This window comes from Arthrobacter sp. NyZ413, from assembly GCF_049390645.1.
Taxonomy (GTDB): Bacteria; Actinomycetota; Actinomycetes; order Actinomycetales; family Micrococcaceae; genus Arthrobacter.
The window spans coordinates 3184179-3208761 of sequence record NZ_CP155434.1 but is presented as its reverse complement, the minus strand read 5'-3'; the positions used below and the strand labels follow the sequence as shown (position 1 = coordinate 3208761).

General features: G+C 63.5%; 22 protein-coding genes. 17 read left to right on the top strand and 5 right to left on the bottom strand.

Annotation, left to right across the window (positions count from 1 at the left end):
• Positions 1–2 precede the first annotated feature (2 nt).
• Complete coding sequence (locus ABCW42_RS14915; RefSeq protein ID WP_423181950.1) at positions 3–1259, bottom strand: MFS transporter; 1257 nt, start codon at positions 1257–1259, stop codon at positions 3–5.
• A gap of 122 nt (positions 1260–1381) precedes the next feature.
• Between ABCW42_RS14915 and ABCW42_RS14910 the strand changes: the two genes are divergently transcribed.
• Positions 1382–2356 carry a LysR substrate-binding domain-containing protein gene (locus tag ABCW42_RS14910; RefSeq protein ID WP_423181949.1) on the top strand — a complete coding sequence of 325 codons (975 nt, stop codon included), beginning with the start codon at positions 1382–1384 and terminating at the stop codon, positions 2354–2356.
• A gap of 34 nt (positions 2357–2390) precedes the next feature.
• Positions 2391–3311: an N-acetylglucosamine kinase gene (locus ABCW42_RS14905; protein WP_423181948.1), complete on the top strand. Its 921-nt coding sequence runs from the start codon at positions 2391–2393 to the stop codon at positions 3309–3311.
• Here the strand turns inward: ABCW42_RS14905 and ABCW42_RS14900 are convergent.
• Entirely contained in the window at positions 3308–4360 is a 1053-nt protein-coding gene (locus ABCW42_RS14900) for a pirin family protein (RefSeq protein ID WP_423181947.1), read from the bottom strand. The two genes, ABCW42_RS14905 and ABCW42_RS14900, sit on opposite strands and share 4 nt — an antisense overlap.
• A gap of 50 nt (positions 4361–4410) precedes the next feature.
• Between ABCW42_RS14900 and ABCW42_RS14895 the strand changes: the two genes are divergently transcribed.
• The 8 genes from ABCW42_RS14895 (at position 4411) to ABCW42_RS14860 (ending at position 12570) form a co-directional block, all read left to right on the top strand.
• The gene (locus ABCW42_RS14895) at positions 4411–6210 is read left to right on the top strand and encodes a glycoside hydrolase family 35 protein (protein WP_423181946.1); all 1800 of its coding nucleotides are present in this window, start codon (positions 4411–4413) and stop codon (positions 6208–6210) included.
• Positions 6211–6219: 9 nt separating this feature from the next.
• Positions 6220–6678, top strand: a complete 459-nt coding sequence (locus tag ABCW42_RS14890; RefSeq protein WP_423181945.1) for an NUDIX hydrolase — start codon at positions 6220–6222, stop codon at positions 6676–6678.
• Positions 6679–6814: 136 nt separating this feature from the next.
• On the top strand, positions 6815–7900 hold the full coding sequence (locus ABCW42_RS14885; RefSeq protein ID WP_423181944.1) for an ABC transporter ATP-binding protein: 1086 nt from the start codon (positions 6815–6817) through the stop codon (positions 7898–7900).
• Complete coding sequence (locus ABCW42_RS14880; RefSeq protein WP_423181943.1) at positions 7900–8634, top strand: ABC transporter permease; 735 nt, start codon at positions 7900–7902, stop codon at positions 8632–8634. The genes ABCW42_RS14885 and ABCW42_RS14880 overlap by 1 nt, the downstream gene beginning before the upstream one ends.
• Complete coding sequence (locus ABCW42_RS14875) at positions 8631–9374, top strand: ABC transporter permease (protein ID WP_423181942.1); 744 nt, start codon at positions 8631–8633, stop codon at positions 9372–9374. The genes ABCW42_RS14880 and ABCW42_RS14875 overlap by 4 nt, the downstream gene beginning before the upstream one ends.
• The gene (locus ABCW42_RS14870; RefSeq protein ID WP_423181941.1) at positions 9371–10315 is read left to right on the top strand and encodes an ABC transporter substrate-binding protein; all 945 of its coding nucleotides are present in this window, start codon (positions 9371–9373) and stop codon (positions 10313–10315) included. Before ABCW42_RS14875 ends, ABCW42_RS14870 begins: the two co-directional genes overlap by 4 nt.
• Positions 10316–10444: 129 nt before the next feature.
• On the top strand, positions 10445–11665 hold the full coding sequence (locus ABCW42_RS14865; RefSeq protein WP_423181940.1) for a pyridoxal phosphate-dependent aminotransferase: 1221 nt from the start codon (positions 10445–10447) through the stop codon (positions 11663–11665).
• Positions 11666–11715: 50 nt separating this feature from the next.
• Positions 11716–12570 carry a polyphosphate kinase 2 family protein gene (locus tag ABCW42_RS14860; RefSeq protein ID WP_423181939.1) on the top strand — a complete coding sequence of 285 codons (855 nt, stop codon included), beginning with the start codon at positions 11716–11718 and terminating at the stop codon, positions 12568–12570.
• A gap of 45 nt (positions 12571–12615) precedes the next feature.
• On the opposite strand, the gene ABCW42_RS14855 is transcribed toward ABCW42_RS14860, so the two are convergent.
• Positions 12616–12876 (bottom strand): exodeoxyribonuclease VII small subunit, encoded by a 261-nt coding sequence (locus ABCW42_RS14855; RefSeq protein WP_423181938.1) that lies wholly within the window; start codon positions 12874–12876, stop codon positions 12616–12618.
• 3 nt (positions 12877–12879) lie between these two features.
• Positions 12880–14226, bottom strand: a complete 1347-nt coding sequence (gene xseA / locus ABCW42_RS14850) for an exodeoxyribonuclease VII large subunit (RefSeq protein ID WP_423184912.1) — start codon at positions 14224–14226, stop codon at positions 12880–12882.
• A gap of 289 nt (positions 14227–14515) precedes the next feature.
• Here xseA and ABCW42_RS14845 point away from each other — a divergent pair, with 289 nt between their 5' ends.
• A complete protein-coding gene (locus tag ABCW42_RS14845; RefSeq protein ID WP_423181937.1) occupies positions 14516–15367 on the top strand; it encodes a hypothetical protein in 852 nt (283 codons plus the stop codon).
• Between the two features lie 22 nt (positions 15368–15389).
• Positions 15390–16475: a 4-hydroxy-3-methylbut-2-enyl diphosphate reductase gene (locus ABCW42_RS14840; protein WP_423181936.1), complete on the top strand. Its 1086-nt coding sequence runs from the start codon at positions 15390–15392 to the stop codon at positions 16473–16475.
• Positions 16476–16493: 18 nt separating this feature from the next.
• Here ABCW42_RS14840 and ABCW42_RS14835 read toward each other — a convergent pair whose 3' ends face one another.
• Entirely contained in the window at positions 16494–17756 is a 1263-nt protein-coding gene (locus ABCW42_RS14835; RefSeq protein ID WP_423181935.1) for a DNA recombination protein RmuC, read from the bottom strand.
• Positions 17757–17891: 135 nt separating this feature from the next.
• On the opposite strand from ABCW42_RS14835, the gene ychF reads away from it, so the two are divergent.
• The 5 genes from ychF to ABCW42_RS14810 all read left to right on the top strand — a co-directional run bounded on the left by ychF (position 17892) and on the right by ABCW42_RS14810 (position 24561).
• Complete coding sequence (gene ychF / locus ABCW42_RS14830) at positions 17892–18977, top strand: redox-regulated ATPase YchF (RefSeq protein WP_423181934.1); 1086 nt, start codon at positions 17892–17894, stop codon at positions 18975–18977.
• 141 nt (positions 18978–19118) lie between these two features.
• Positions 19119–19631 (top strand): DUF1877 family protein, encoded by a 513-nt coding sequence (locus ABCW42_RS14825; RefSeq protein ID WP_423181933.1) that lies wholly within the window; start codon positions 19119–19121, stop codon positions 19629–19631.
• Positions 19632–20018: 387 nt separating this feature from the next.
• Positions 20019–21794, top strand: coding sequence for an ABC transporter family substrate-binding protein (locus ABCW42_RS14820; protein WP_423181932.1), 1776 nt, complete (start codon positions 20019–20021; stop codon positions 21792–21794).
• 134 nt (positions 21795–21928) lie between these two features.
• Positions 21929–23470: an ABC transporter permease gene (locus ABCW42_RS14815; RefSeq protein WP_423181931.1), complete on the top strand. Its 1542-nt coding sequence runs from the start codon at positions 21929–21931 to the stop codon at positions 23468–23470.
• Complete coding sequence (locus tag ABCW42_RS14810) at positions 23467–24561, top strand: ABC transporter permease (protein ID WP_423181930.1); 1095 nt, start codon at positions 23467–23469, stop codon at positions 24559–24561. Before ABCW42_RS14815 ends, ABCW42_RS14810 begins: the two co-directional genes overlap by 4 nt.
• The last annotated feature ends 22 nt before the right edge of the window (positions 24562–24583 follow it).

Genomic DNA, 24583 nt, shown 5'->3' with positions numbered 1-24583 from the left:
GGTTACGCGGAAGGGACGACGACGGCGGACTCGCGGGCCGGCGGGCGGTGCACGACGGCGGTGATCACCGCCGTCGTGCAGCCCAGTGCTATGACGGTCCACGCGAGGGCTGCCCAGCCGAATGCCTGGAAGGCAAGTCCTCCGGCCCAACCGATGACGCTGGAACCCAGGTAGTAGGAAAGGTTGTAGAGGGAAGCAGCCTGCGCGCGCCCCGTGCTTGCGATGATGCCCGTCCAGCCGGAGCCGATGCTGTGGGCCGCGAAGAAGCCGCCGGTGAAGACCACCAGGCCGGCAAGGACCGCCGCAATGTTGTTCCAAAGAGTGAGTCCAAGCCCCAAAGTCATGATGGCGATGCCGGCGAGCAATACCGTGCGGCGGCCGAAACGCATGGATAGCCCGGCGCCCCACCGCGAGCTGACCGTACCGGACAGGTAGGCGAGGAAGATCAAGCTCACCACTGTTGCGGGCAGGCCGAAGGGCTCCGCGTGGAGGCGGAAGCCGAGGTAGTTGTAGACGGCGACGAAGCCGCCCATCAACAGGAATGCCTGGATGTACAGGGCAAGAAGCCGCGGATTGGAAGAATGCGCGGACAGCGTCTTCAAGGCGCCGCGCAAGCCACCGGCAGCACTGGGCGTGAAGCGCCGCGGCTTTGGAACCAGAAGGAGGAACAACACAGCGGAAACGGCGGCCAGGACCGAAACCGATAGGGCGGCGGCGCGCCAACCCCACATCTCACCCACAGGCCCGGCAAGCAAACGGCCGGAAAGTCCGCCCAGTGTGGTTCCGGCAACGTAGCTTCCGGCGGCCAGGGCGGAGTGGACCTTGCTGACTTCCTCGTTCAGGTACGCAATTGCGATTGCGGGGATTCCGCCCAAGGCCATGCCTTCCAGCGCCCTCAATGAGAGAACGAGTGGAAAGGTAGGGGCAAGGGGGACCAAGATGCCGAGGACCGTGGCTGCGGCGATGCCGATGGTCATGGCCCGCACCCGGCCGATCCTGTCTGCTAGGAAGGACCATGGCAGTACCGTCAGGGCGAGGCCTACCGTGGCCAGGGAGATCGTGAGGGCGGCCTCCGAGGCTGAGATTTGCAGTTCGTTGGCCATGAGCGGCAGCACTGCCTGCGTGGAGTACAACTGCGCGAACGTCGCGACGCCGGCGAGGGCGAGGCCTGCGAGGATCCTTCGATACGCGGTGGATCCCTTGAGGTGGCCTTCCCATTCCGGCTCAGTAGTGCTTCGAGATGCTGTGCTTGTGCTCACCCATCCACCGTACGGCGAGCCCGAGTGATGATTCCAATGCATGATTTGACTATGATTGATAGCAGTTTCGGATTGATTCCGTGAGACCCCGGGCTTCGGAGCAGGGGATTGTGGAGGGTTCGGTGGACATTGAACACAAGCAACTGGTCCAGTTGCTTCCCCTGTTGCCTTTGCTCAATGAGCTGGGCCGGACCGAACACATCACAGAAACGGCGGAGCTGCTCGGAGTACCCCAATCCACGGTGAGCCGGGCGCTGGCCCGGGCGAGCGCCGTCGTCGGAATCGAGTTGCTGGTGCGCGAAGGCCGCGGAGTCCGGCTGACCCAAGCCGCCAAAAGCCTCCTTCCCTACATCGAGTCCGCGCTCGCGGATGTCCAGGCCGGATTGGACACCGTGCGCCACGAATCGGACGTGGTCCGCGGACGCATCGCGGTGACCTTCCAGCACACCTTCGGCGAGGCAACCCTGCCCCTCCTGATGAGCGCTTTCCGCGGACGGCACCCGTCAACGGCCTTTGAACTCAGCCAGGGAGCGCGTGCGGCGTGCCTGGACCTGCTCACTGCCGGCGACGCTGATTTCGCCCTGACGGCTCCCGTTGCCGGCCCCGGGAGGAACCTCGGTTCGGCGGGGCTGTACAAGGAGCCGCTGAGGCTCGTGCTCCATCACCGCCACCCGCTGGCGGAACGCGCAAGCCTCCGGCTCTCCGAGCTGAGGTTCGAACCATTCGTCTCCATGGGCCCGGGTTACGGACTGCGCTCGCTGACCGACGCGATCTTCCGGGATGCAGGGTTCAGGCCCCGGGTTGCCTTCGAAAGCCAGGACTCGCACACCATCCGAGGGTTGGTTTCCGCGGGGCTGGGCTACAGCATCCTTCCCCCTGGCGGTCTCGGACCCGGCCCCCAAGGTGTCCTGGAGTCCACGGATCTTGGCTGGGTGGAGGTTTCGCTCGAATCGCCGCTCGCATTCCGGGAGATCGGGATCGCGTGGCGGGAACGACGCAAGGAGCCCGACCCCGTGCGGCTTTTCCGCGAACTCGTGCTTTCCGAAGGACCGGGCCTGCTCGCGGGCCTCGTGAAAGCACGGTCCGAGAGCAAGTAGGACCAGCGAGAAGCCGCGCGTTACTCTTTTGGTCGTGAGTACAGACGTGGAGACAGCAGAAGAGGGTGCTCGTCCGGTCACGGTCATCGGGCTGGACATCGGCGGTACCAAGACCCGCGGCGTACGGTTCGAGGACGGAATACCTGTCCGGGACGAGAGTACGGGCAGTTCCAACGTCCAGAACGTCACGCGCGAGGCGGCGGAGAAGAGCCTTGCCGAGCTCTTTGCCATGATCGGCGGCGGTGCTGTTGATCGCGTGTTGGCCGGTGCGGGCGGAATAGACACGGAAGCGGACGCTCGTGCGCTCGCCGAGCTGATCGAGCCCCATGTTCCCGGCGCGCAGGTCACAGTGGTCCATGATTCGCAATTGCTGCTGGCGGCGGGCCGGGCGAGCACCGGGGTGGCTGTCATCGCGGGGACCGGTTCCGCGGCGTGGGGGAAGAACGCCGACGGCGTCGAAGCCCGCGCCGGCGGGTGGGGTTACCTCCTGGGCGATGAAGGCAGCGGCTACTGGCTCGGCAGGGAAGCCGTGCGGCACAGCCTCCGCCGGATGAACAAAGGCCTCGAACCGGACGCACTCACTGCGGCACTCCTTGACTCCTGTGGCGTGGACGACCCCAATGAGCTCATCGCGCTGTTCCATTCGAAGGAAACCGGCCGGCGCTACTGGGCCCAGCGGGCGGCGACCGTTGTCGAAACAGCGAAGGCCGGACTCGACGTGAGCCGCCAATTGCTGGACCAGGCCGGGCGGGACCTCGCGGAACTGGCGGCGCAGCCTGTACGGCAATTGGGCCTGGACGGGCCGGTCATCCTGGGTGGCGGCCTCGGCATGAACGTGGAGCCGTTGCAGGCGGCATTCCGTGCCGGGCTTGCCGCCCACGGGATCACCGACGTTCGCGTCCTCGACCAGGAACCCGTATTCGGTGTCCTGCGGATCGTGGAGGAGCTACCCTAGCCCTGCAGCTCCTCTTGGGACCGTGCCCTGGTCCTCGGCTTAAGCTGGACCGCGGGCATGGGAGGCGCGGGAATGCGTCCGGCTTCGGCTCCGGCGTCCGGGCCGTGTCCGCTGACCCGGCCGAAACGGGCGGAGCGGGCTTCCTCGTCGCTGAGGGAGGCTTGTGCTTCCCAATCCTCGCGCGCTTGCTCCACTTCTTCGTGCGTGCGGCCCACGAAGTTCCACCACATCAGCACGTCCTCCTCGAAGGGTTCACCGCCGAGGAGCATGAAAAGCGTTCCCGGCTTCGCGTCGAGGTGAAGCGCGTCCCGGCCCGCGCCGAGGAACGCCAGCGGGCCGGGATCGACCGTTTGGCCATCGATCACGGCGGAGCCGTCGAGGACGAGGACGGCATGTTCGAAGGTGGGGTCCAGCGGCACGTCGATACTGCCTGATGCCGAGACTTCGACGCCGACGATCGGGCTGAACATGACGGCGGGGGAGTGTTGCCCCGCGAATTCGCCAACGAGCACCGTGGCTGTGTAGGTGTCCGTGATGACCCTTGGCAAGTCGACGACTTGCTGGAACGACGGCGCGCGGTGCCGTTCGGCGTCCGGCAAGGCAACCCAAAGCTGCAGCCCGCGGGACAGCGGCAGGAGGTCTCCGCCGTCGGGCGCTTTGGGAAGGGCGGCCGGGAGAACGGCGAACTCGGAATGCGAAATGCCGCGGCCCGCCGTCATGATGTTCAACTGGCCGGGACGGACCACGACGTCGCTTCCCACGCTGTCGCGGTGCCGCACTTCGCCTTGGAGCGGCCACGTGACGGTCTGGAGACCGGTGTGGGGGTGGGGGAGGACGCTCATTGCCACGCGGTCGGGGCCGAAGCTGTCGAGGAAGCACCAGGCGCCCACGGTCGGCAGGCCGCGCTGGGGGAGGGTGCGGGAGACCGTCATCGCGCGGACGCCGCCTAGCGGAACGTCGCGGGATGGCCATAGTTGGACGCACGGTCCCGTGCCTACATGGCCGGCGGGGCAGACTTCCTCGGCCGGGGCCGTTTCCAGGTTGGTCACGATGCATCTCCATGTGCTGAAATGTTGGAAAATGTACTATTCTGTTCCGCGTGAACAGTGCCGTTTTGAGCTACCACGACGCCATCCTTTACCGCTCGGGGGAACGCTACCGCATCCTGGCCGGAGCCATCCATTACTTCCGGGTCCACCCGGACCACTGGCGGGACCGGCTGGGCAAGCTCAAAGCGATGGGCGCCAACACCGTTGATACCTATGTCGCGTGGAACTTCCACCAGCCTAATCCTGACGCCGCCCCGGATTTCAGCGGATGGCGGGACCTCGGACGGTTCATCGACCTCGCGGCCGAGGAAGGCCTTGATGTCATTGTCCGCCCGGGCCCCTACATTTGCGCCGAGTGGGACAACGGAGGATTCCCCGCCTGGCTCACGGGGATGCCCGGGATCGGGCTGCGTTGCCTGGATCCCGTGTTCACCGCCGCGGTGGAGCGATGGTTCGACCACCTGCTCCCCATCATCGCCGGCCGCCAGGCATCACTCGGGGGGCCGGTAGTGGCCGTGCAGATTGAAAACGAATACGGCAGCTACGGAGACGACCACGAGTACCTCCGCTGGAACCGCCGCGCGCTCGAACAGCGCGGCATCGCTGAGTTGCTGTTCACGGCCGACGGCGGCACCGACTACTACCTCGACGGCGGCGCCATCGAGGGGACGTGGGCGACGGCGACCCTCGGCAGCCGCGGCGACGACGCCGTGGCGACCTGGCAGCGCCGCCGCCCGGGAGAGCCCTTCTTCAACGTCGAGTTTTGGGGCGGCTGGTTCGACCATTGGGGCGAACGCCATCACGTGCGGGACGCCGGGGACGCCGCCGCTGAGGTCCGCAAAATGCTGGACCTGGATGCCTCCGTGTGTATCTACATGGCGCACGGCGGCACGAACTTCGGGCTGGGGTCCGGCTGCAACCACGACGGCAAACGGATCCAGCCCACGGTCACGAGCTACGATTCGGACGCTCCGATCGCGGAAAACGGAACCCTCACGCCAAAGTTCCACGCGCTCAGGCGCGAATTCCTCCGGGCGCAAGGGATTCAGGAGGTCCCGGAACTCGCCCTGCGGTTCCTCGAGGAACCGCCCGTCCTCCCGGCCCGGTCGCTGCCGCTTTCCGCCGGAGTCGAGCTCCTTGCCCTCGCCAGGGCGGCCGCGAATCCGGTTTCCAGCGTCCGTCCGCTGAGCTTCGAACAATTGGGACTCGACGCCGGGATGGTCCTGTATGCGGCCGAGACCGTCTTTCCCGGCCAACCAGAGGCCCCAAGTGAATCCGCGCTCCGCATCACGGGCCTCAATGATCGCGCGTACGTCTGGCTGGACGGAGTCTTTGCCGGCGTCCTTGACGACAGCACGGCACCGGAGGGCTTGACGATTAAGGGCACCGGCGTACCCGTGCGCGTAGAGATCCTCGTGGAAAACCTCGGCCGCATCAACTACGGGCCGTTGACCGGACACGGCAAGGGGATCCTCGGCGGTGTCCTCGTCAACCAGCGCTACACCTTCCACTGGACACAAACGCCGCTGCCCATCGCGACCTGGGGACCGGCGGAAGTCGAGCAGCTGCCCGGGGTCGAATTTTCCGCCGAGACGCCGGCCGACACCTACGTGGCGCTTCCCGACTCCGGCAAAGGTTTCCTCTGGATCAACGGCTTCCTTCTCGGCCGCTACTGGAGCGTCGGCCCACAGCGCACCCTCTACGTCCCCGCCCCTTTGATCCGGGCCGGCCGCAACACCATCAAGGTACTCGAACTCGAAAAGCCGGGCACCGTCGTCGAACTCCGGGAAAGCGCCGATCTCGGCGAGGCGGACAACGCGGAGATCGCGGAGGCGCTGCTGCCCGCTTAGGCTGGCTTCATGAGCATTGAGTTCGACACCCGCGCTGCCGCCTACGGAGTGGTCATCCGCGACGAAGAAATCCTTCTGGCCTACTGGAAGGAAAACGGCAAAGAAGGCTGGACCCTTCCCGGCGGAGGCCTGGACCTCGGCGAGCACCCTGTTGACGGCTGCCGCCGCGAAATCCAGGAAGAAACCGGATACGACGCCGAGATCGGAATCATGCTTGGCGCCGACGTAGGCCACTGGCGGGGAGAAGACCGCTTCGACGGATTGGACCGCGATTTCCAGGCGTTCCGGCTCATCTACGAAGCCAACATCATCGGCGGTGAATTGGCCCACGAGATCGGCGGCAGCACCACCCACGCCGCCTGGATACCGCTGCACACGGTGCCCACGCTGAACCGGGTCTCCCTGGTGGACGTCGGCCTCCGCCTGCACCGCGAGCGTCCCCTCAACGGCAAGCTGGCCGCCACCTGAGGGTTGCCGATTCATTACGGTCTTCGCTCCTGCGCTGACATCGCTTGTGGTGCTGGCTAGGCTGGAGCAATATTGGACCGCTGTTGATTCATCTGAAACGTTGATATTGCCGCCCTAGAGATAGGTAAGCCCGGGAATGGCTGAAGCCATGATTGAGTTCCAGAGCGTCACAAAGCAGTATCAGGGCGGCCAGCCCGCTGTGGACGGCTTGAGCATGTCCATCCGCAAAGGCGCCATCACGGTATTCGTTGGTCCTTCCGGCTGCGGGAAAACCACCTCGCTGCGCATGATCAACCGCATGGTGGAACCGACCTCGGGCACCATCACTGTGGACGGCCGGGACGTATCGAAAGAGCCGGCGGCCCGGCTGCGCCGCTCCATGGGGTACGTCATGCAGTCGTCCGGCCTCATGCCGCACCGCTCGGTGCTGGACAATATTGCCACCGTCCCGCGGCTTAACGGCGTCTCCAAAGCCGCTGCGAGGAAACGCGCCGCCGAGCTGCTCGACGTCGTCGGGCTCGCGTCCGCGCTCGGCAAACGGTACCCCTCGCAACTGTCGGGCGGCCAGCAGCAACGCGTCGGCGTGGCCCGTGCGCTCGCGGCTGATCCGCCCGTGCTGCTGATGGACGAGCCGTTCAGTGCCGTCGATCCCGTGGTCCGCGACGAACTCCAACAAGAACTGCTCAGGCTTCAACGCGAATTGGCAAAGACCATCGTCTTCGTGACCCACGACATCGACGAAGCCACGGTACTCGGAGACAAGGTGGCGGTCTTCGCCGTCGGCGGGAAACTCGCGCAATACGCCGCGCCGGAGGAGATCCTCCGCGCGCCGGCCAATGATTTCGTGGCGTCTTTCGTGGGGCGCGACAGGGGATTCCGGCACCTGGCCTTCAACGCCACCGAATCCATCCGCGTGCATCCGGTCAAGACCGTCGAGGCGCCGGAGCTCGCCGCGGAGAACCGCGAGTGGGCGGTAGTGCTCGACGCCGGCTCCCGGCCTTTGGGCTGGGCCTCGCCGCGCGACGGGGCCGGCCTGATCCCCGGAGGCTCACTGTTCCGTCGCGGAGACACCTTGCGGCGGGCACTGGACGCCGCATTGTCCTCACCGTCCGGTTTGGGCGTGGTGGTGGACGACGACGGCAAGCTGGCCGGAGTGCTCAAAGCCGAAGAGGTCCTGGCGCTCATCGAGGAAACCCGGCATTACCGGGAGGACGCCACCTGATGGAATGGTTCCTGGCGAACAGCGGTATGGTCTTCTCGCGGGCAGGCGAACATCTCGTCCTGGCTTTGATCCCCATGGTGCTGGGCCTGTTCATCTCGGTGCCCCTCGGCCAGTTGGCCCGCAGGAACCGGGCCCTCAGGACCATCGTGGTCACGGCGAGTTCGCTCCTTTACACCATCCCTTCGCTGGCACTTTTCATCATCTTGCCCCCGATCCTTGGAACCCGGATCCTCGACCCCCTCAACGTGGTGGTGGCCCTGACCATCTACGCCGTTGCGTTGTTGGTCAGGGCAGCGATGGATGCCTTTGACTCCGTGGACGACGACCTCCGGATGGCCGCAGTCGCCATGGGATTCAAGCCGGCCGCCCGGTTCCTGCAGATCGACCTTCCGTTGTCCCTGCCGGTCCTCTTCGCCGGCTTGCGCGTGGTGTCCGTCAGCAACATCTCCTTGGTCAGCGTTGCCGCCCTCCTCGGCGTGGGCAACCTCGGAATCCTGTTCACGGACGGCCTGCAGCGGACGTTCGTCACCGAGGTGGTGGTGGGCATCGTCGCGATCCTCCTGTTGGCGCTCATCATGGACACGGTCCTGGTCCTCTTGGAAAAACTCCTGACGCCGTGGACCCGGGCCTCTGCGCTCGCGGCCAGGCAGGACACCAAGCTCGCCGCGAAACAAGAGGCCAAAGCGGGAAAGATGATCGCAGACACCGGCGTCCACGTGGAGGTGGAACGATGAGCAACATTTTCACCGATACCGTCGCGTGGCTCACCGACCCGGCGCATTGGTCTGGAAGCGACGGAATCGCGACGCGGCTGTTGGAACACCTGCAGTATTCGGCTCTGGTCCTGGTCATTGCCGCGGCGATCGCCGTGCCGGTCGGACTCTTCATAGGGCACACCGGACACGGGCGCGTAGTGGCCGTCGCTGTGGCCGGCGCCCTGCGGGCCCTTCCGACCCTCGGCTTGCTGGTCTTGTTCGCCTTGCTTGCCGGCACTGGCCTCATGCCGCCGGTCTGGGCACTGGTGATCCTGACGGTCCCGCCGCTCCTTGCCGGGACCTACGCCGGGATTTCCAGCGTGGAGCCGAACGTTGTGGACGCTGCCCGCGCCATGGGAATGACAGAACTCCAGGTCCTGTTCCGGGTGGAAGTGCCCAACGGACTCCAAGTCATGTTCGGCGGGTTCCGCACCGCCGTCCTCCAGGTCATCGCGACTGTTTCCGTCGTGGCCTATCTTCCCTTGGGGGGTTTGGGGCGCTACCTTTTTGACGGACTTGTCCTTCAGGATTTTCCCCGCATGCTCGGCGGTTCGCTGCTCATCGCGGCGCTGGCCATCGCCGTCGACCTCGTTCTGGCCGCGGCGCAGAGGCTGGTCCTCCCGCCCGGGCTTTCCATCGATTCCCGCGGCGGCCACAAGGCCGCCGGAGATCTCGCAGCCGCACCAGCCGGGGCTGCCGTTCAAGGAGGTACCGTATGAAGCACCCCGTCCCCCTGACCCGCCGCACGCTCGGCGGCCTAGCGGCCGGCGTCGGCATCGCCCTGGCCCTGAGCGCTTGCGGTGGCAGCCCCCTGTCCAGCCCGTCAACCAACGCGCCTTCGGGATCCGGCGGCTCCCTCGTGGTGGGCTCGGCCGACTTCCCTGAGAGCCAGATCATCGCGGAGATCTACGCAGGCGCACTCAACGCCGCCGGTGTCACGGCCACCACCAAGCCGAACATCGGATCGCGCGAGATCTACTTCAAGGCCGTTCAGGACGGTTCGATCGACCTCGCCCCGGACTATTCCGGCAACCTGCTGTCCTACTTGGACGCGAACGCCACGCAGGTCTCGGCTGACGACGTCTACAAGGCCCTTCCCGGAAAGCTGCCCCAGGGACTTGGCGTGCTTGACCCCGCCAAGGCCGAGGACAAGGACGCCATGGTTGTCACGAAGGCCACTGCCGAGAAGTACAACCTGAAGTCCATTACCGACCTTGCGAAGGTTTGCGACCAGTTCACCATGGCGGCGCCGGCGACCTTCGAAACCCGCGCGTACGGCTTCCCCGGGCTGAAGACGAACTACAACTGCGTCCTAAAGGGCCTCAAACCGTTCAGCGACGGCGGCGGTAACCTCACGCTGCAGGCGCTCCTGACGAACGACGTCCAGGTCGCGGATATTTTCACCACCACGCCCTCCATCCAGGACAACGCCTTGGTGGTCCTGGATGACCCCAAGAACAACTTCAAGGCCCAGCAGGTCCTCCCGCTCTACAACACGGCCAAGATGACGGACAAGGCGAAAGACGCGCTCAACGCCGTCTCGAAGGTCCTGACCACGGACGATCTCGTCAACCTCAACCGTGCAGTGAGCGGCAACCAGAAGGAGAACCCGAAGGATGCCGCGATCGCTTGGCTCAAGGACAAGGGGATCGTGAAGTAAGGTCCCGCCGGGACCATCAAACTGGAAATGCCCGACGGCGGCGAGGAACCTTTTGGGGGCCTCGCCGCCGTCGTTGTATGTGAGTGATGTCTCAACGGAAGTGCATCACCGGTGTGGCATATTTGATGAATGGCAGAATTCAAGCAGTCCACCAAGCTTCATAATGTCCTTTACGACATCCGTGGACCGATTCTTCAGGCCGCCCAGCAAATGGAGGCAGAGGGTCACCGCATCCTCAAACTGAACATCGGAAACCCGGCACCGTTTGGATTTGAAGCCCCGGACGCGATTTTGGTGGACATGATCCGCCACCTGCCCAACGCCCAGGGATACAGCGATTCCCGCGGCATTTTCTCGGCCCGCACGGCGGTTTCGCAGTACTACCAGACCCGCGGCATCCAAAGCATCCACGTTGACGATATCTACCTGGGCAACGGCGTCAGCGAGCTCATCACCATGTCCCTCATGGCGCTGCTGGAAAGCGGCGACGAAGTCCTCATTCCCACCCCGGACTACCCCTTGTGGACGGCTTCGGTATCCCTCGCGGGCGGACGCCCGGTCCACTACCTGTGCGATGAGGATTCCGGGTGGCAGCCGGACCTCGAGGATATGGAAGCGAAGATCACGCCGCGCACCAAGGGCATCGTGGTCATCAATCCCAACAACCCCACAGGCGCGGTCTACCCGGAGGAAACCCTCAAGAAAATCGTGGCCTTGGCCGAAAAGCACGGCCTCGTGGTTTTCGCCGACGAAATCTACGAAAAGATCCTTTACGAAGACGCCGTCCATGTGAACCTCGCCGGACTCACGGGCGAGAATGTCTTGTGCTTGACCTTCAGCGGCCTGTCGAAGGCCTACCGTGTCTGCGGTTACCGTGCCGGTTGGATGGCCATATCCGGCCCCAAGAAGGATGCAGCCGATTACCTCGAAGGCATCAACCTGTTGGCCAACATGCGGCTGTGCGCAAATGTGCCTGCCCAGCATGCCATCCAGACGGCCTTGGGTGGCTACCAAAGCATCAACGACCTCATCCTCCCCGGCGGCAGGCTCCTCGAACAGCGGAACAAAGCCTACGATCTGCTGAACGCGATTCCCGGGGTCAGCACGCAACAGGCCAGGGGAGCCCTCTACTTGTTCCCGAAACTGGATCCAGAGGTCTACCACATCCGCGACGATGAGAAATTCGTCCTGGACTTGCTGAAGGAACAGAAAATCCTGGTCTCGCATGGACGGGCCTTTAACTGGGTGCGCCCGGACCACTTCCGCATGGTGACGCTGCCGAACGTCAAAGATATCGAAGAGGCGATTGGCCGCATGGCAGACTTCCTTGGGCGGTACCCGGGCAACTAGCCTGTAGAGCATCGCCGCCAGGAGAGCGGCCGTTGCCGAAGGGGTGTCGAATGGGCGCGGTTGTGGAGTTCAAGAAGAGTCCGTCGAAAATACTGAAAGTCGGACGCGGTTTCGAGCTTTCCGGCGTCGATCCTCAGTCGACGCCTGGATATCCCGGGAAGAAGGAAGCCGGCGTCGCCTTGCTGGCCGGCCAGGACCACCGCTTGGACGTTCTCCAAGAGATGCTCTTTGCCCAGGGCCTGTTCGGCAACCCACAGCGGCTGTTGTTGATCCTCCAAGCCATGGACACCGCCGGGAAGGGCGGAATCGTCGAGCACGTGGTGGGCTCGATGGATCCGCAAGGCGTCAAGGTGGCGCCCTTCAAAGCCCCGAGCGAGGAGGAGAAGGCCCACGACTTCCTCTGGCGCATCGAGAAGGCCTTGCCCGGCCCCGGCTTCGTTGGTGTTTTCGACCGTTCCCACTATGAAGACGTCCTGATCCACCGGGTGCACGGATGGGCCGACGCCGCTGAATTGGAACGGCGGTACAAGGCCATCAACGAGTTCGAAGCGCGCCTTTCCGCGGAGGGGACCACGATCGTCAAGGTGATGTTGCACATCAGCCGCGACGAACAGAAAGAGCGGCTCCTGGCCCGCTTGGACGACCCGTCCAAGCATTGGAAGTACAGCCCGGTAGACCTCACGGAACGAGCGTTCTGGAATTCCTACATGGACGCCTACCAGATCGTTTTCGACAAGACGTCAACCGAAGTAGCGCCCTGGCACGTGATTCCCGCGAACAAGAAGTGGTACGCGCGGATCGCGGTCCAGGAACTCCTCCTGGAGACGCTCGCCAAAATGGACCTCGCATGGCCGAAGGCAACCTTCAACGTGCCTGCTGAAAGGGCGCGGGCCGTTCAGTCGTAGGCCCCGGGTCCCCTCCGGACAAGGGCCGAAAGACGGATACGTGCGTCAGTTGGCGTCGCCGCTGTCCCCGCCGTTGCCGCTGTCCTCGCCGTTGCCGCGGGCAGCCGCCAGCCTACGCCGGGCCCCTTCCAGCCACTCCTCACAGCGCGTGGCCAGGGCCTCGCCCCGCTCCCACAGAGCGAGCGATTCCTCAAGGCTTGCCCCGCCGGCTTCAAGCCGCGATACCACGTTCATCAGCTCTTCGCGGGCTTCCTCGTAGCTGAGCGCGTCCAAATTACCGGTGGCAGCGTTGTTCTCTGCGGTCATTCCTCAGTCCTCGTTCTGCTGTTGGGTGCTTGGTTGTGCGGCTCCAGGGTGGTCTCCGCCTGGCGCCGCTCCTGTGGTAGACACAGCGCCTCCGGTGGACACAGCGCCTCCGGTAGAAACAGCTCCTCCGGTGGACACAGCGCCGAGGCGGCCTTCGGCGAGGCGGACACTCAGGTTGGTGCCTTCCGGCGCTTGCCCCGGATTGCGCACGACGTCGTGGCCGGTTCCGTCGGCTCCCGCGACCTGGACCACGGCGTAGCCGCGGTCCAGGGTTTTTTGCGGAGACAGTGCCCTCACTTGGGCACGAAGATGGCGCACTTGGTCCGATGCCCTCACGACGGCGGAGCTGACGGCGTTGTGGGCGTGCTTCCTGAGCCGTTCCACGTCTTCTTCCCGTGCCGTGAGCATCCTTTCGGGCGAAGCCAGGACCGGCCGGGAGCGTAGCGCGTGGAGGCGGTCCGTCTCCCGGTCCACCAGACGCCCTACGCTGCGATGGAGATGCTCGCGTGCTTGCCGCACACGTGCGAATTCTTCGGCGACGTCCGGGACGATCCGCTTGGCGGCGTCGGTTGGAGTGGAGGCCCGGAGGTCTGCGACGTCGTCAAGGATCGGATGGTCGGCTTCATGGCCGATTGCGCTGACAACGGGCGTTGCGGCGGCGGACACGGCGCGGACCAAGCCTTCGTTGCTGAAAGGAAGGAGGTCCTCCAATGCGCCGCCCCCACGAGCGATCACGATGACATCGATGTGGGGATCGGCGTCGAGGGCCTTGAGGGCAGCCACAATCTGACCCACGGCCGAGACTCCCTGGACGGCGACTTCGCGGACATCGAATTTGACCGCCGGCCACCGAAGGGCAGCGTTGCGGAGGACGTCCTTCTTGGCGTCGGAATCGCGTCCGGTGATCAGGCCGATACGGTGGGGGAGCAACGGCAACCGCTTTTTCCGCGATTCCGAAAAGAGGCCCTCGGCGCCCAAGGCCTGGCGGAGGCGTTCGATCCTTGCGAGGAGGTCGCCGAGTCCAACGGGCCGGATGTCCTTGACCGACATGTTGAGCCGGCCCGTCTTGAGCCAGAATTCCGGTTTCACCAAGGCCACGACGCGCGAGCCACGCTCCAGGGGTACTTTCTGGCGGTCCAGCACGTTGGACCAGAGCGAGGCCGGCAGGGAGATTTCCGCGTCAGTGTCCCTCAATGTCACGAACGCGCTGCTGCCGCGCCGGTTGAGTTCGATGACCTGGCCTTCGATCCACGCGGCCGGCGCGCGTTCGATGTGCACCTTGAGCTTCCGGGACAGCAGTTGCAGCGGCCATGGATTGTCCGGGCTGGTTTCTGCCGCCGTGGCGGGCAACGTGGATTCAGTGCCTTGGGATTCCGCTTCAGGGGAAGCCGCGAATGGGAACGCCGCTGGAGTGCCGCCATGGGCGGCATCATGTGACACGCGTGAAGCCTCCTTCACGTGGCTGGTGCATGGATCCGTCCTCGCTGCTAAGTGCTGATACGTTGCTAGTACGTATCCAGTACGTTTGGGGGTTGCCGGCAGGCTTACCACTCTATCCATACCTTGTAGCATGCATGACTGACATTCAGTCGTCCGGGCTGCTCCCGGGACCACCAGTCGCCAATATGTGAGGAACAAATTGCGCTCCGTTGTCTCTGCCCTGGCAGTGATCCTTTCCCTCCTGCTGACGGGAGTTGCCGGTCCGATGGCGTGGACCAACCAAAACGTCGTACGCGAGGACGGGTTCGTGGCCCTCACGGCTCCCCTCGGGAAAGACCAGGCCTTCCAGTCCCGCCTGGCGGCTGCCGCCGTCGGAAGCCTTGAATCCAAAGTCGACTTGCCCGGGCCAGCGGAACAAGTCGGCGCCTCGCTCCTCAAGAAAGCGGCAACGTCAATGACCACGTGGCCCGAGTACCCCCAAGCCTGGAACGACACGGTGCGCCAAAGCCACCGGCTGAATTTCGGCGGCGGCGCCGCGGCGGGCCAGGCGAACGCGTCAACCTCTCTGGTGCTCGACGTCGGACCCCTGACGGCGCTTGTGGCCAAACGGTTGGCGTCGACCACCGGAATTCCGGTCACCCCGCCGGAATCGGTACCGATCAATATTGGAGGCCCCACGCAACGCCAGCAGGTTGACAGTGTGGCGGCATACGCGCCGCTGTGGTGGGTTCCTGCGCTCGGAGCCGTGCTGTTCTTCGCCCTGGCTTTGCTTCTCGCGCGGCGCAGGGGCGCGGTTGTGCTGTTCACCGGCTTGGGCTTGGCAGCGGTTGCAGGGCTGTGGGGAGCGCTCTCCACCATCGCCAAGGGCGCGGGAGACGTGGGTTTTGGAGGAACAGCAGCGGGAGCGCTTTTCGTGAAGCAATTGGTGGCGGCCGCAGTGTCTGACTTTTCCAGCTGGATTGTCACAGCCGCGGTGGCCGGGGGAGTCCTCGCGGTGCTCGGCGTACTCATCCTGATCCTTGCGCCGAAGGCACGCCGGTCAGCCAGCTGACCGCTGCCGGTAGCATGGAAGCATGAGCAGCTCAGTAGTTTCCATTCCGATGCCCACCGTCCCCCGCAGGCGTCGGACACCGGAAGAGGTGCTGGCCGCCGCCCCGGTCTCCGGTCCCAAGCGTGTCCTGCTTGCCGCCCCCCGTGGATACTGTGCCGGGGTGGACCGTGCAGTTATCGCCGTCGAGAAGGCCCTCGAACACTATGGTCCTCCTGTTTACGTCCGAAAGCAGATCGTCCACAACGTGCATGTGGTCACGTCGTTGGAGGAAAAGGGCGCGATTTTCGTCGATGAAACGGACGAGGTCCCGGAGGGCGCACTCGTCATCTTTTCCGCCCATGGCGTGTCCCCTGCGGTGGTCCAGTCCGCCGAGGACCGCGGGCTGCGCACTATCGACGCCACGTGTCCCCTTGTCACGAAGGTCCACCGCGAAGCCGTGCGCTTCGCCAAGGATGATTACGACATCCTCCTGATCGGCCACGACGGCCACGAAGAAGTCGAAGGCACGGCCGGCGAAGCGCCGGACCACATCCAGATCATCAACGGACCGCACGAAGTGGACAAAGTCACCGTGCGCAACCCGGAAAAGACCATTTGGCTCTCGCAAACCACGCTGAGTGTGGACGAGACCATGGAGACGGTCCGGCTGCTCAAGGAGCGGTTCCCCACCCTCCAGGATCCGCCCAGCGACGACATCTGCTACGCCACCACCAACCGCCAAGTCGCGATCAAGAAGATCGCTCCGCAGGCAGACCTCGTGATCGTGGTTGGATCGGCGAACTCCTCCAACTCGGTACGGCTCGTGGAAGTAGCACTGGAATACGGGGCCAAGGCTTCCCACCGGGTGGACTTTGCGAATGAAGTAGACGAGTCCTGGTTCGAAGGCGTTGCCACCGTGGGTGTGACGTCCGGTGCGTCCGTCCCTGAGGTCCTGGTTCAGGATGTGCTTCGCCTTCTGGCTGACTACGGGTACGGAGCTGTTGAAGAGGTAGTCACTGCGGAGGAAGACCTGTTGTTCTCCCTCCCCAAGGAACTGCGCGCCACGCTCAAGGAAGCCGGCGACGTTTCCCGCGCCCTGGGTGGACGCGGGAACCGGCCTACATCATAGTCCCCTGGGCACGCGCCATCAGGCCGCCGGGTCCTCCTCAAGCAGTTCGGGCGCTGAAAGGGCTCGAGGCACCGCTTCCACCGCAGCCGGTGAGGCGAGTGCGGCTGTGTCCATGGCGTTGAGCTTTCGCGCTGTCGGCAAGACACGGGCCTCAAGGGTGCCCACCAGCGCGTTGTAGCGATCCACTGAGGTCTTAAGCGACGAGCCGAGCTTTCCCACGTTCTCTCCGAGGGTGCCCATGCGCTCATACAACTGCTTGGCGAGATCGAAGAGTTCGCGGGCGTTGTCCGTCAAGACATCCTGGCGCCATGTGAAGGCCACCGATTTCAGGACAGCCAGGAGCGTTCCGGGCGAGGCCAGCACCACATTCCGTGACAAGGCATGGTCAAGGAGCGCAGGGTCCGCTTCCAATGCCGCAGCCAGGATGGATTCAGCCGGAAGGAAGCAGATGACCAGCTCGGGGGAGTTGCCGGGAATGTCCCAGTATTTCTTGGAACCCAAGGCATCCACATGTGACTTGAGGGCTTTTGCGTGAGCCAGAAGCAAGGAATTCGAATCTGACCCGTACGGCCCGTCGGCCTGGACGGCGTTGAACTGGGCGGCAGCCGGGGCGGCATTTCCCTGTGTCGCGTTCGTTTGCGACTGGTTCGCACTGTCCTGGGCGGCCAAGTACGAGGCCAACGGAACTTTGGCATCCACGACGAGTTGCTTTCCGCCGGGCAACTGGACAACCAAGTCCGGACGCACGGCGTTATCCGCGGAGGCGGAATGGACTTGCTCGAGAAAATCGACGTGCCGCAACATGCCCGCGGCCTCCACGACCCTGCGCAACTGGACCTCGCCCCATTGGCCACGTGCGCTATTGGACCGCAAGGCCGAGGCCAGGGCGTGGGTGGAGCGGAGCAATTGCTCATCCGACAAGCGGGCTTCCTGAAGCTGTTGCGCCAATTGGCCGTATTGCTCCAGCCGGTCCCGCTCCAGCAGGGAAACCTGTTGCTGGACAGCACTCAACTTTTCGGCGACCGGCGCGAGCGCGCGGAGCACACTGCCGTCCTGGGTCCTTGATTCGCTGAGTTCCCGGTTCTGCGACAACAGAAGCCGCCTTTCGGCGTCGGCGGCTGCGAACTGCGCGTTCACCTCCGCAAGGCGGGCTGAAACGCCGTCGAAATCTTCTTCCAAGGCGGCGCTCCGGCGCCGGAAGAGGAGGAACCCCGCCACGAGGCCAGCGGCGGCCCCGAGAAGAAGCATGAAAAACGCCAACAACACTGCAAAACCATCCATGCCCCAACCTTGGCACAGGGCCACGACAATATAAGGAAGCCGGATCCCAGCGTGCCCCTGCGGGGTGCGGGGCGGGCGTATGCCGGCCCCTGCTCACGGTGGGGCAGCTGATTCCAGCAGGTAGAATTAACGCTCGTGGCTCTTACTATTGGCATCGTCGGACTGCCCAACGTCGGCAAATCAACCCTTTTCAACGCCCTGACGCGCAACCAGGTGCTCGCTGCGAACTACCCGTTCGCCACGATCGAGCCCAACATCGGTGTCGTCAACCTGCCGGATCCGCGGCTGCAGAAGCTCGCCGAGGTCTTCGGCTCGCAGCGCCTCCTGCCGGCCGTGGTTTCCTTCGTGGACATCGCGGGAATCGTGAAGGGCGCCTCCGAAGGCGAAGGCCTGGGCAACAAGTTCCTCGCCAACATCCGCGAAGCAGAAGCCATCGCCCAGGTCATTCGCGTTTTCGATGATCCGGACGTCGTCCACGTCGATGGCAAGGTCGATCCGCGCTCGGACATTGAAACGATCAATACCGAACTGATCCTGGCCGATCTCCAGACGATCGAAAAGGCGATTCCCCGGATCGAAAAAGAAGTCAAGATCAAGAAGCGCGAGGCCGCCGAACTGAAGGCCATCGAGGCTGCGAAGGTGGTTCTTGAGCGCGGAGACACCATCTTTGCCTCGATCAAGAGCGACAAACTGGAGATGGAGCACCTCAAGGAGCTCAGCCTCCTGACGGCCAAGCCTTTCATCTACGTGTTCAACGCTGACGAAGGAATCCTCGGCAGCCCTGAAAAGCAGGAAGAGCTGCGCACCCTGGTTGCTCCCGCGGATTGCATTTTCCTTGACGCCAAGCTCGAATCGGACTTGGTGGAACTTGACGAGGAAGAAGCCCGCGAGATGCTCGAGATGAACGGGCAGGATGAGTCCGGCCTGGACCAATTGGCGCGCGTCGGTTTCCACACGCTGGGCCTCCAGACCTACTTGACGGCCGGCCCCAAGGAAGCGCGCGCCTGGACCATCCACCAGGGCGATACCGCCCCCCAGGCCGCCGGTGTCATCCACTCGGATTTCCAACGGGGCTTCATCAAGGCCGAAGTTGTCTCCTACGAGGACCTGATCGACGCCGGCTCCATGGCGGAAGCGAAGTCCCGCGGCAAGGTCCGTATTGAAGGCAAGGAATACGTGATGGCCGACGGCGACGTCGTGGAGTTTAGGTTCAACGTCTAGCGTTATCCTATCGTGCGGCCGGGCAGATCGAGGGCGTCACGCCCCTCAAGGTGGAGTGAAGAGTTCGGTTTATTTCGCGGGTTTTCCACATAACGCAACACGGCCGTCCTCCGCGCCGCGCGCCTCGGCAATGCTTGGTGAATGGGAATCAGATATTACGCATATGCATTCGACGGCGACTTTACTGAACAGGTGCTTGCCGACCCGAAGAGCGTCGTCTCGGCCGATCCGCTAGCTGATGCTTGGGGCCTTGAACCTGGTGCCGGGACCAGTATTACCACCTTCGGGCAATTGATATCCGAGCGCGACATGCTCTACTTGGACAAGGCGTGGCGGCACCTGCAGGTTCTGACAGCCCCATTAGGGGCGGGCATGGCGGCGCGGCCCGCTTTTCGTATGTTTGAGGGCAACGTGACCATGCATAACGAAGGTTGGGAGCCGTGGGTTCGGGTCTTGACTCCGTCCGAGGTTTTGGCGATTGCCCAGGACTTGGACGATCTCTCTGACGCCGAGGCGAGGCTGCGGTTGCCGGTTTCGCCCTGTGTCGATCGGGACCTCGATGTCGAGTACGCAGTTAGCTATCTTCGACGGGCGCGGGCCTTCGCAACGAATCTTGCCGACGAGGGGCGCGGCATGGTCTACCTGATTGGCTAGCGATGAGCCCAACAGCCCGTCGTGGTCGCGGAGTCTTTGTATTTTCGCAGCCCCGCGGTAAGGGCGCAGGTGCGGCGTCATGGAGTTCCGCTTCAACGTGTAGGACAATCCATCTTCAGTGATGGAGAATTAACTGACTGACGCCCGGATTCGCTGAGAATAGGGGCGTTTTGTCATGTCGGCCTGATCGCGTAGAGCCATGTGCAACCCGCAAAGATTGCATCTCGGTAACAAACTTTACTCGCCGGAAACTTTGCGCCCAAACGTCCGTTCCGGACGCTAGGCTACTGCTCATGTGAGACTAGCCACAAGCCTGCTGAGGGGATTTGTGGCAGTCTGCCGGAGTCAACCGCGCCGGCTTTTTCCACTCTAAAAATAGGAGGCGGAATGCGTTTCGGACGTATTTCCAAAGCAGTGGGTATAGCGGCAATCGCCGCTCTCGCGCTGAGTGCCTGCGCCGGCAATTCCGGTGGCAACACACCTTCCACAGGAGCATCCAAGCAAGGTGGCTCGGCCACTGTCGTTGAGGTCAACGCACTCAATACCTTCAACCCCAACACGGCCGACGGCAATACTGACATCAACTCCAAGGTCAGCTATGCCACGCACTCGGGTTTCTACTACATCGACAACAAGCTGAACGTTGTCCATAACGACAAATTCGGCAAGATGGAAAAGGTCTCGGACAACCCGCTGACCGTCAAGTACACCATCAATGACGGCGTGAAGTGGTCCGATGGCGCGCCTGTCACGGCAGCCGACCTCCTCCTCCAATGGGCCGCCTTCTCCGGTTACTACGACGACGCCGATCCGAAGGCAAAGACCGGAACGTCCTACTTCTCCTATGCTGGCGACAACACCGGACTCAGCCTCACCGATTTCCCGGAAATCAGTGACAACAACCAGACCCTGACGCTCAAGTACTCCAAGCCCTTCGCGGACTGGGAGATTGCCCTCGGCGGACCGGGTATCGACGTTCCTGCGCACGTCCTGGCCCAGAAAGCCGGCCTGAAGGACACCCAGGCAATGATCGATTTCATGAAGAGCAAGCCGCGTGGAGATTCCAAGAATCCCCAGCCTGCCGATCCGAAGTTGAAGGCAATGTCGGACATGTGGAACACCGGCTTTGACACCAAGACGCTTCCCGCGGATCCCACACTGTTCCTCTCCAACGGTCCTTACATCGTCAAGAGCATGAACCAGGACCAGTCCCTCACGATGGTCCGTAACAAGGACTACAACTGGGGACCGATGCCGAGCCTCGACGAAATCACGGTTCGCTACATCGGCTCGGCACCTGCGCAGGTCCAGGCCCTCAAGAACGGTGAAGCGGACATCATTGCACCGCAGGCTTCGGCTGACACCCTTGACCAGTTGAAGCAACTGCAAAGCCAAGGCGTCACGGTGGACCAGGGCAACCAGTTGGCCTTCGACCACCTCGACCTCAACTACACGGGTCCATTCGCTGACCAGAACGTCCGAACGGCCTTCATGAAGACGGTTCCGCGCAAGGACATCGTCAACAAGATCGTCGGCAAGCTCGACCCCAATGCCAAGCCGCTCGACTCGCAGGTCTTCGTACCGCAGCAGGCAGCCTACGCGGACTCGGCCAAGAACAACGGCTCCTCGACCTACCAGGATGTTGACATCGACGGCGCCAAGAAGCTCCTCAACGGCGCTACTCCGGAAATCCGGATCATGTACAACAAGGACAACCCGAACCGCGTGGATGCTTTCTCGCTGATCCGCGAATCCGCCACGAAGGCCGGCTTCAAGATCGTCGACGGCGGACTGGGCGCCTCTGACTGGGGCAAGGCCCTCGGCAAGGGCGGCTATGATGCCACGATCTTCGGCTGGATCAACCCGGGCGTCGGTGTTTCCGGAGTTCCGCAGATCTTCAAGACCGGCGGTGGAAACAACTTCAACCAGTTCAGCAACCCGGATGCCGACAAGCTGATGGAAGACCTTGTGGTCACCACCGACCGCAGCAAGCAGGACGACCTCGAGAAGCAGATCGACAAGAAGATCTGGGACAGCTCGTACGGCCTGCCGCTCTTCCAGTCCGTGAACGTGGACGCGTACAGTGACCGCATCACGGGCGTGAAGCTCATGCCGAACCAGACGGGTGTCTGGTGGAACTTCTGGGAGTGGGCACAGAAGTAGACCCCGCTCACTGAGCACATGACCAGCCGAGGCGCCGGGACCGACGTAACTTGGTCCCGGCGCTTTCGGTTGGTCGATCGGCAACTGCAATGGGCACCGGCGACCCCGGGCCTGGATTTCGAGGTTCCTCACAAATGTTGACCTATGTTGTCCGGCGACTAGTGACCGCCGCTTTAATTCTTCTTGGAGCATCGTTCCTGGTGTATCTCCTGACAGCGTTGTCCGGAGATCCGCTGGCAGACCTCCGCGCCAGCAGTGCGCCCAACCGGCAAGCGCTCATGGACGCACGCAGCTCCCTCCTTGACCTGGACACCCCCGCTCCGGTGCGATACTTCAAATGGCTGGGGGGAGCCGCTCAATGCCTGGTCCCCTTCGGGAACGCGTGCAACCTGGGTAAGAACATCGCCGGCCAGCCGATTACCGAGGCCCTCGGATTCGCGTTGGTCCAGACCCTCACCCTGGTTACCGGGGCTACAGTCCTTGCCATCCTCATCGGCATCTCATTGGGTATCGTCACCGCCCTCCGGCAGTACAGCGCGCTGGACTACGGGGTGACCTTCATGGCATTCCTGTTCTTCTCCCTGCCGATCTTCTGGGTCGCCGTGCTCCTCAAGGAATTCGGTGCCATCGGCTTCAACGACTTCCTCCGAAATCCGCAAATACCACCGGGAGTGGCGCTCGGGATAGGGGCGGTCCTCGGCGTGATCGCCGCCGTCGTGGTTGGCGGGGCGGCCAAGCGCCGACTGATCGTGGGCGGCACCGTCTTCGCTGTGGTCACACTGATCCTCATCTACTTCTCGATCACGCTCTGGTTCCGCAATCCCGGGCTGGGGCCGGTAGTGATCGCCATCCTGGGCGCGGGTATCGCCGTCGGAATCACCGTTCTGGTGTCCGGCCTCAAGAACCGCAAGGCGTTGCAGTCCAGCCTGATCGTCGTGGCCCTCGGGGTCATTGCCTACTTCGCCGTGCAGCCGCTGCTCAATCAAGCCACTGGAATCATGATCTTCATCCTCGCCGTCGCCACCATCCTGATCGGCGTTGCGGTCGGCTATTTCATGGGCGGTTACGACCGCGGACAGTCGATGCGTGCCGCCGGAATCACCGCGTTCCTCGTCGGCGCGCTTGTCCTGGCTGACAGGTACATGCAGGCATGGCCGTCGTACTTCGACAACAGCAGGGTGCGCGGGCGTCCCATCGCGACCATCGGCGCGGGGACTCCCAACATCCAGGGGGACTTCTGGGTCCTGTCAACGGACACGATGACCCACCTCGTGCTGCCGACCATTGCCCTGATCCTTGTTTCGTTGGCGAGCTACACGCGCTTCACCCGCTCGTCGATGCTGGAAATCATGAACATGGACTACATCCGGACAGCCCGAGCCAAGGGCCTCAGCGAACGCTCCGTGATCATGGGCCATGCCTTCCGGAACGCCTTGATTCCCATCGCGACGATTGTTGCCTTCGATATCGGCGCCTTGATCGGTGGTGCAGTCATTACCGAGACGGTGTTCTCCGTCCACGGGATGGGCTTCCTGTTTATCGACGGACTGCTGCACACCGATCCCAACCCTGTCATGGGCGTCTTCGTGTGCGTCGCCATCACGGCCATGGCGTTCAACCTCATAGCGGACCTCGCGTACTCCGCCCTCGACCCACGCGTAAGGATCAAAGCATGAGCCAGCCAACACAAGAGGAAGAACTCCTCGCGCAACAAGCGCTTGCCGAGGCTGCAGCCACCGAAGCCAGCAGCGAAGAGACCAGTGGCCTGAGCCAAGGCCAGATTGTCCGTAAACGGTTCTTTGGCCACACAGGCGCTTTGGTCGGCTTGGCCGTCCTCGCCATCATCCTTGTCCTCGCCTTCACCTCCGTCGGGGCCTGGGGCCTTCCGGGATGGTGGAAGTACAACTACCTCGACGTTTCGCCGCTGGTCAACGACGGCGCCCCGACGGCGTCGTTGTGGCCGCTTGCCTGGGGCGAACACCCCTTCGGCCAGGACCGCATCGGCCGCGACTTGTTTGCCATGACCATGCGCGGTGCGCAGCAGTCCATCACTGTCATGGTCCTCATCGGGGCGATCGCCGGTGCTGTGGGCGCGATTGTCGGAGGCCTTGCCGGGTATTTCCGCGGCTGGGTTGAAGCAGTGCTGATGCGCCTCACGGACGTCATCATCATTATTCCCGTGCTCCTTCTCGCCGCCGTTGTTGGCCAGATTGCCAACCGAAGGGACGAAGGCAGCTGGTTTGCGAGCTTCGCGTCCAGCAACGGCGTCGTGATTCTTGGCATCTTCCTCGGCTTCGTCAGCTGGGTTGGCCTTGCGCGTTTGGTCCGCGGCGAATTCCTGACGCTCCGCGAGCGGGAATTCGTGGACGCTGCCCGCATTTCCGGGGCATCGAACGCACGGATCATCTTCAAGCACATCCTGCCGAACGCCGTCGGCGTCCTGATCGTCAACGTAACCCTGACTATGTCCGCGGCAATCCTGCTTGAGACGGCGTTGAGCTACCTGGGACTCGGCGTGCACGCACCGGATATTTCGTTGGGTCTCCTGGTGGCGCAAAACCAGGAAGCCTTCGCCACGCGCCCCTGGCTGTTTTGGTTCCCGGGCCTGTTCATCATCTTGATTTGCCTCAGCATCAACTTCATCGGCGACGGACTGCGGGACGCTTTCGACCCGCGCCAGAAGAAGTTCAAGGCGAAGAGCGCCGTTGAAAGCACTCGGCATTCAAGTACGACGCCGGTAGTCCCCAATGTGCCGAAGGAACAGTGAGTGAGTCCCGTCAGGGATATCG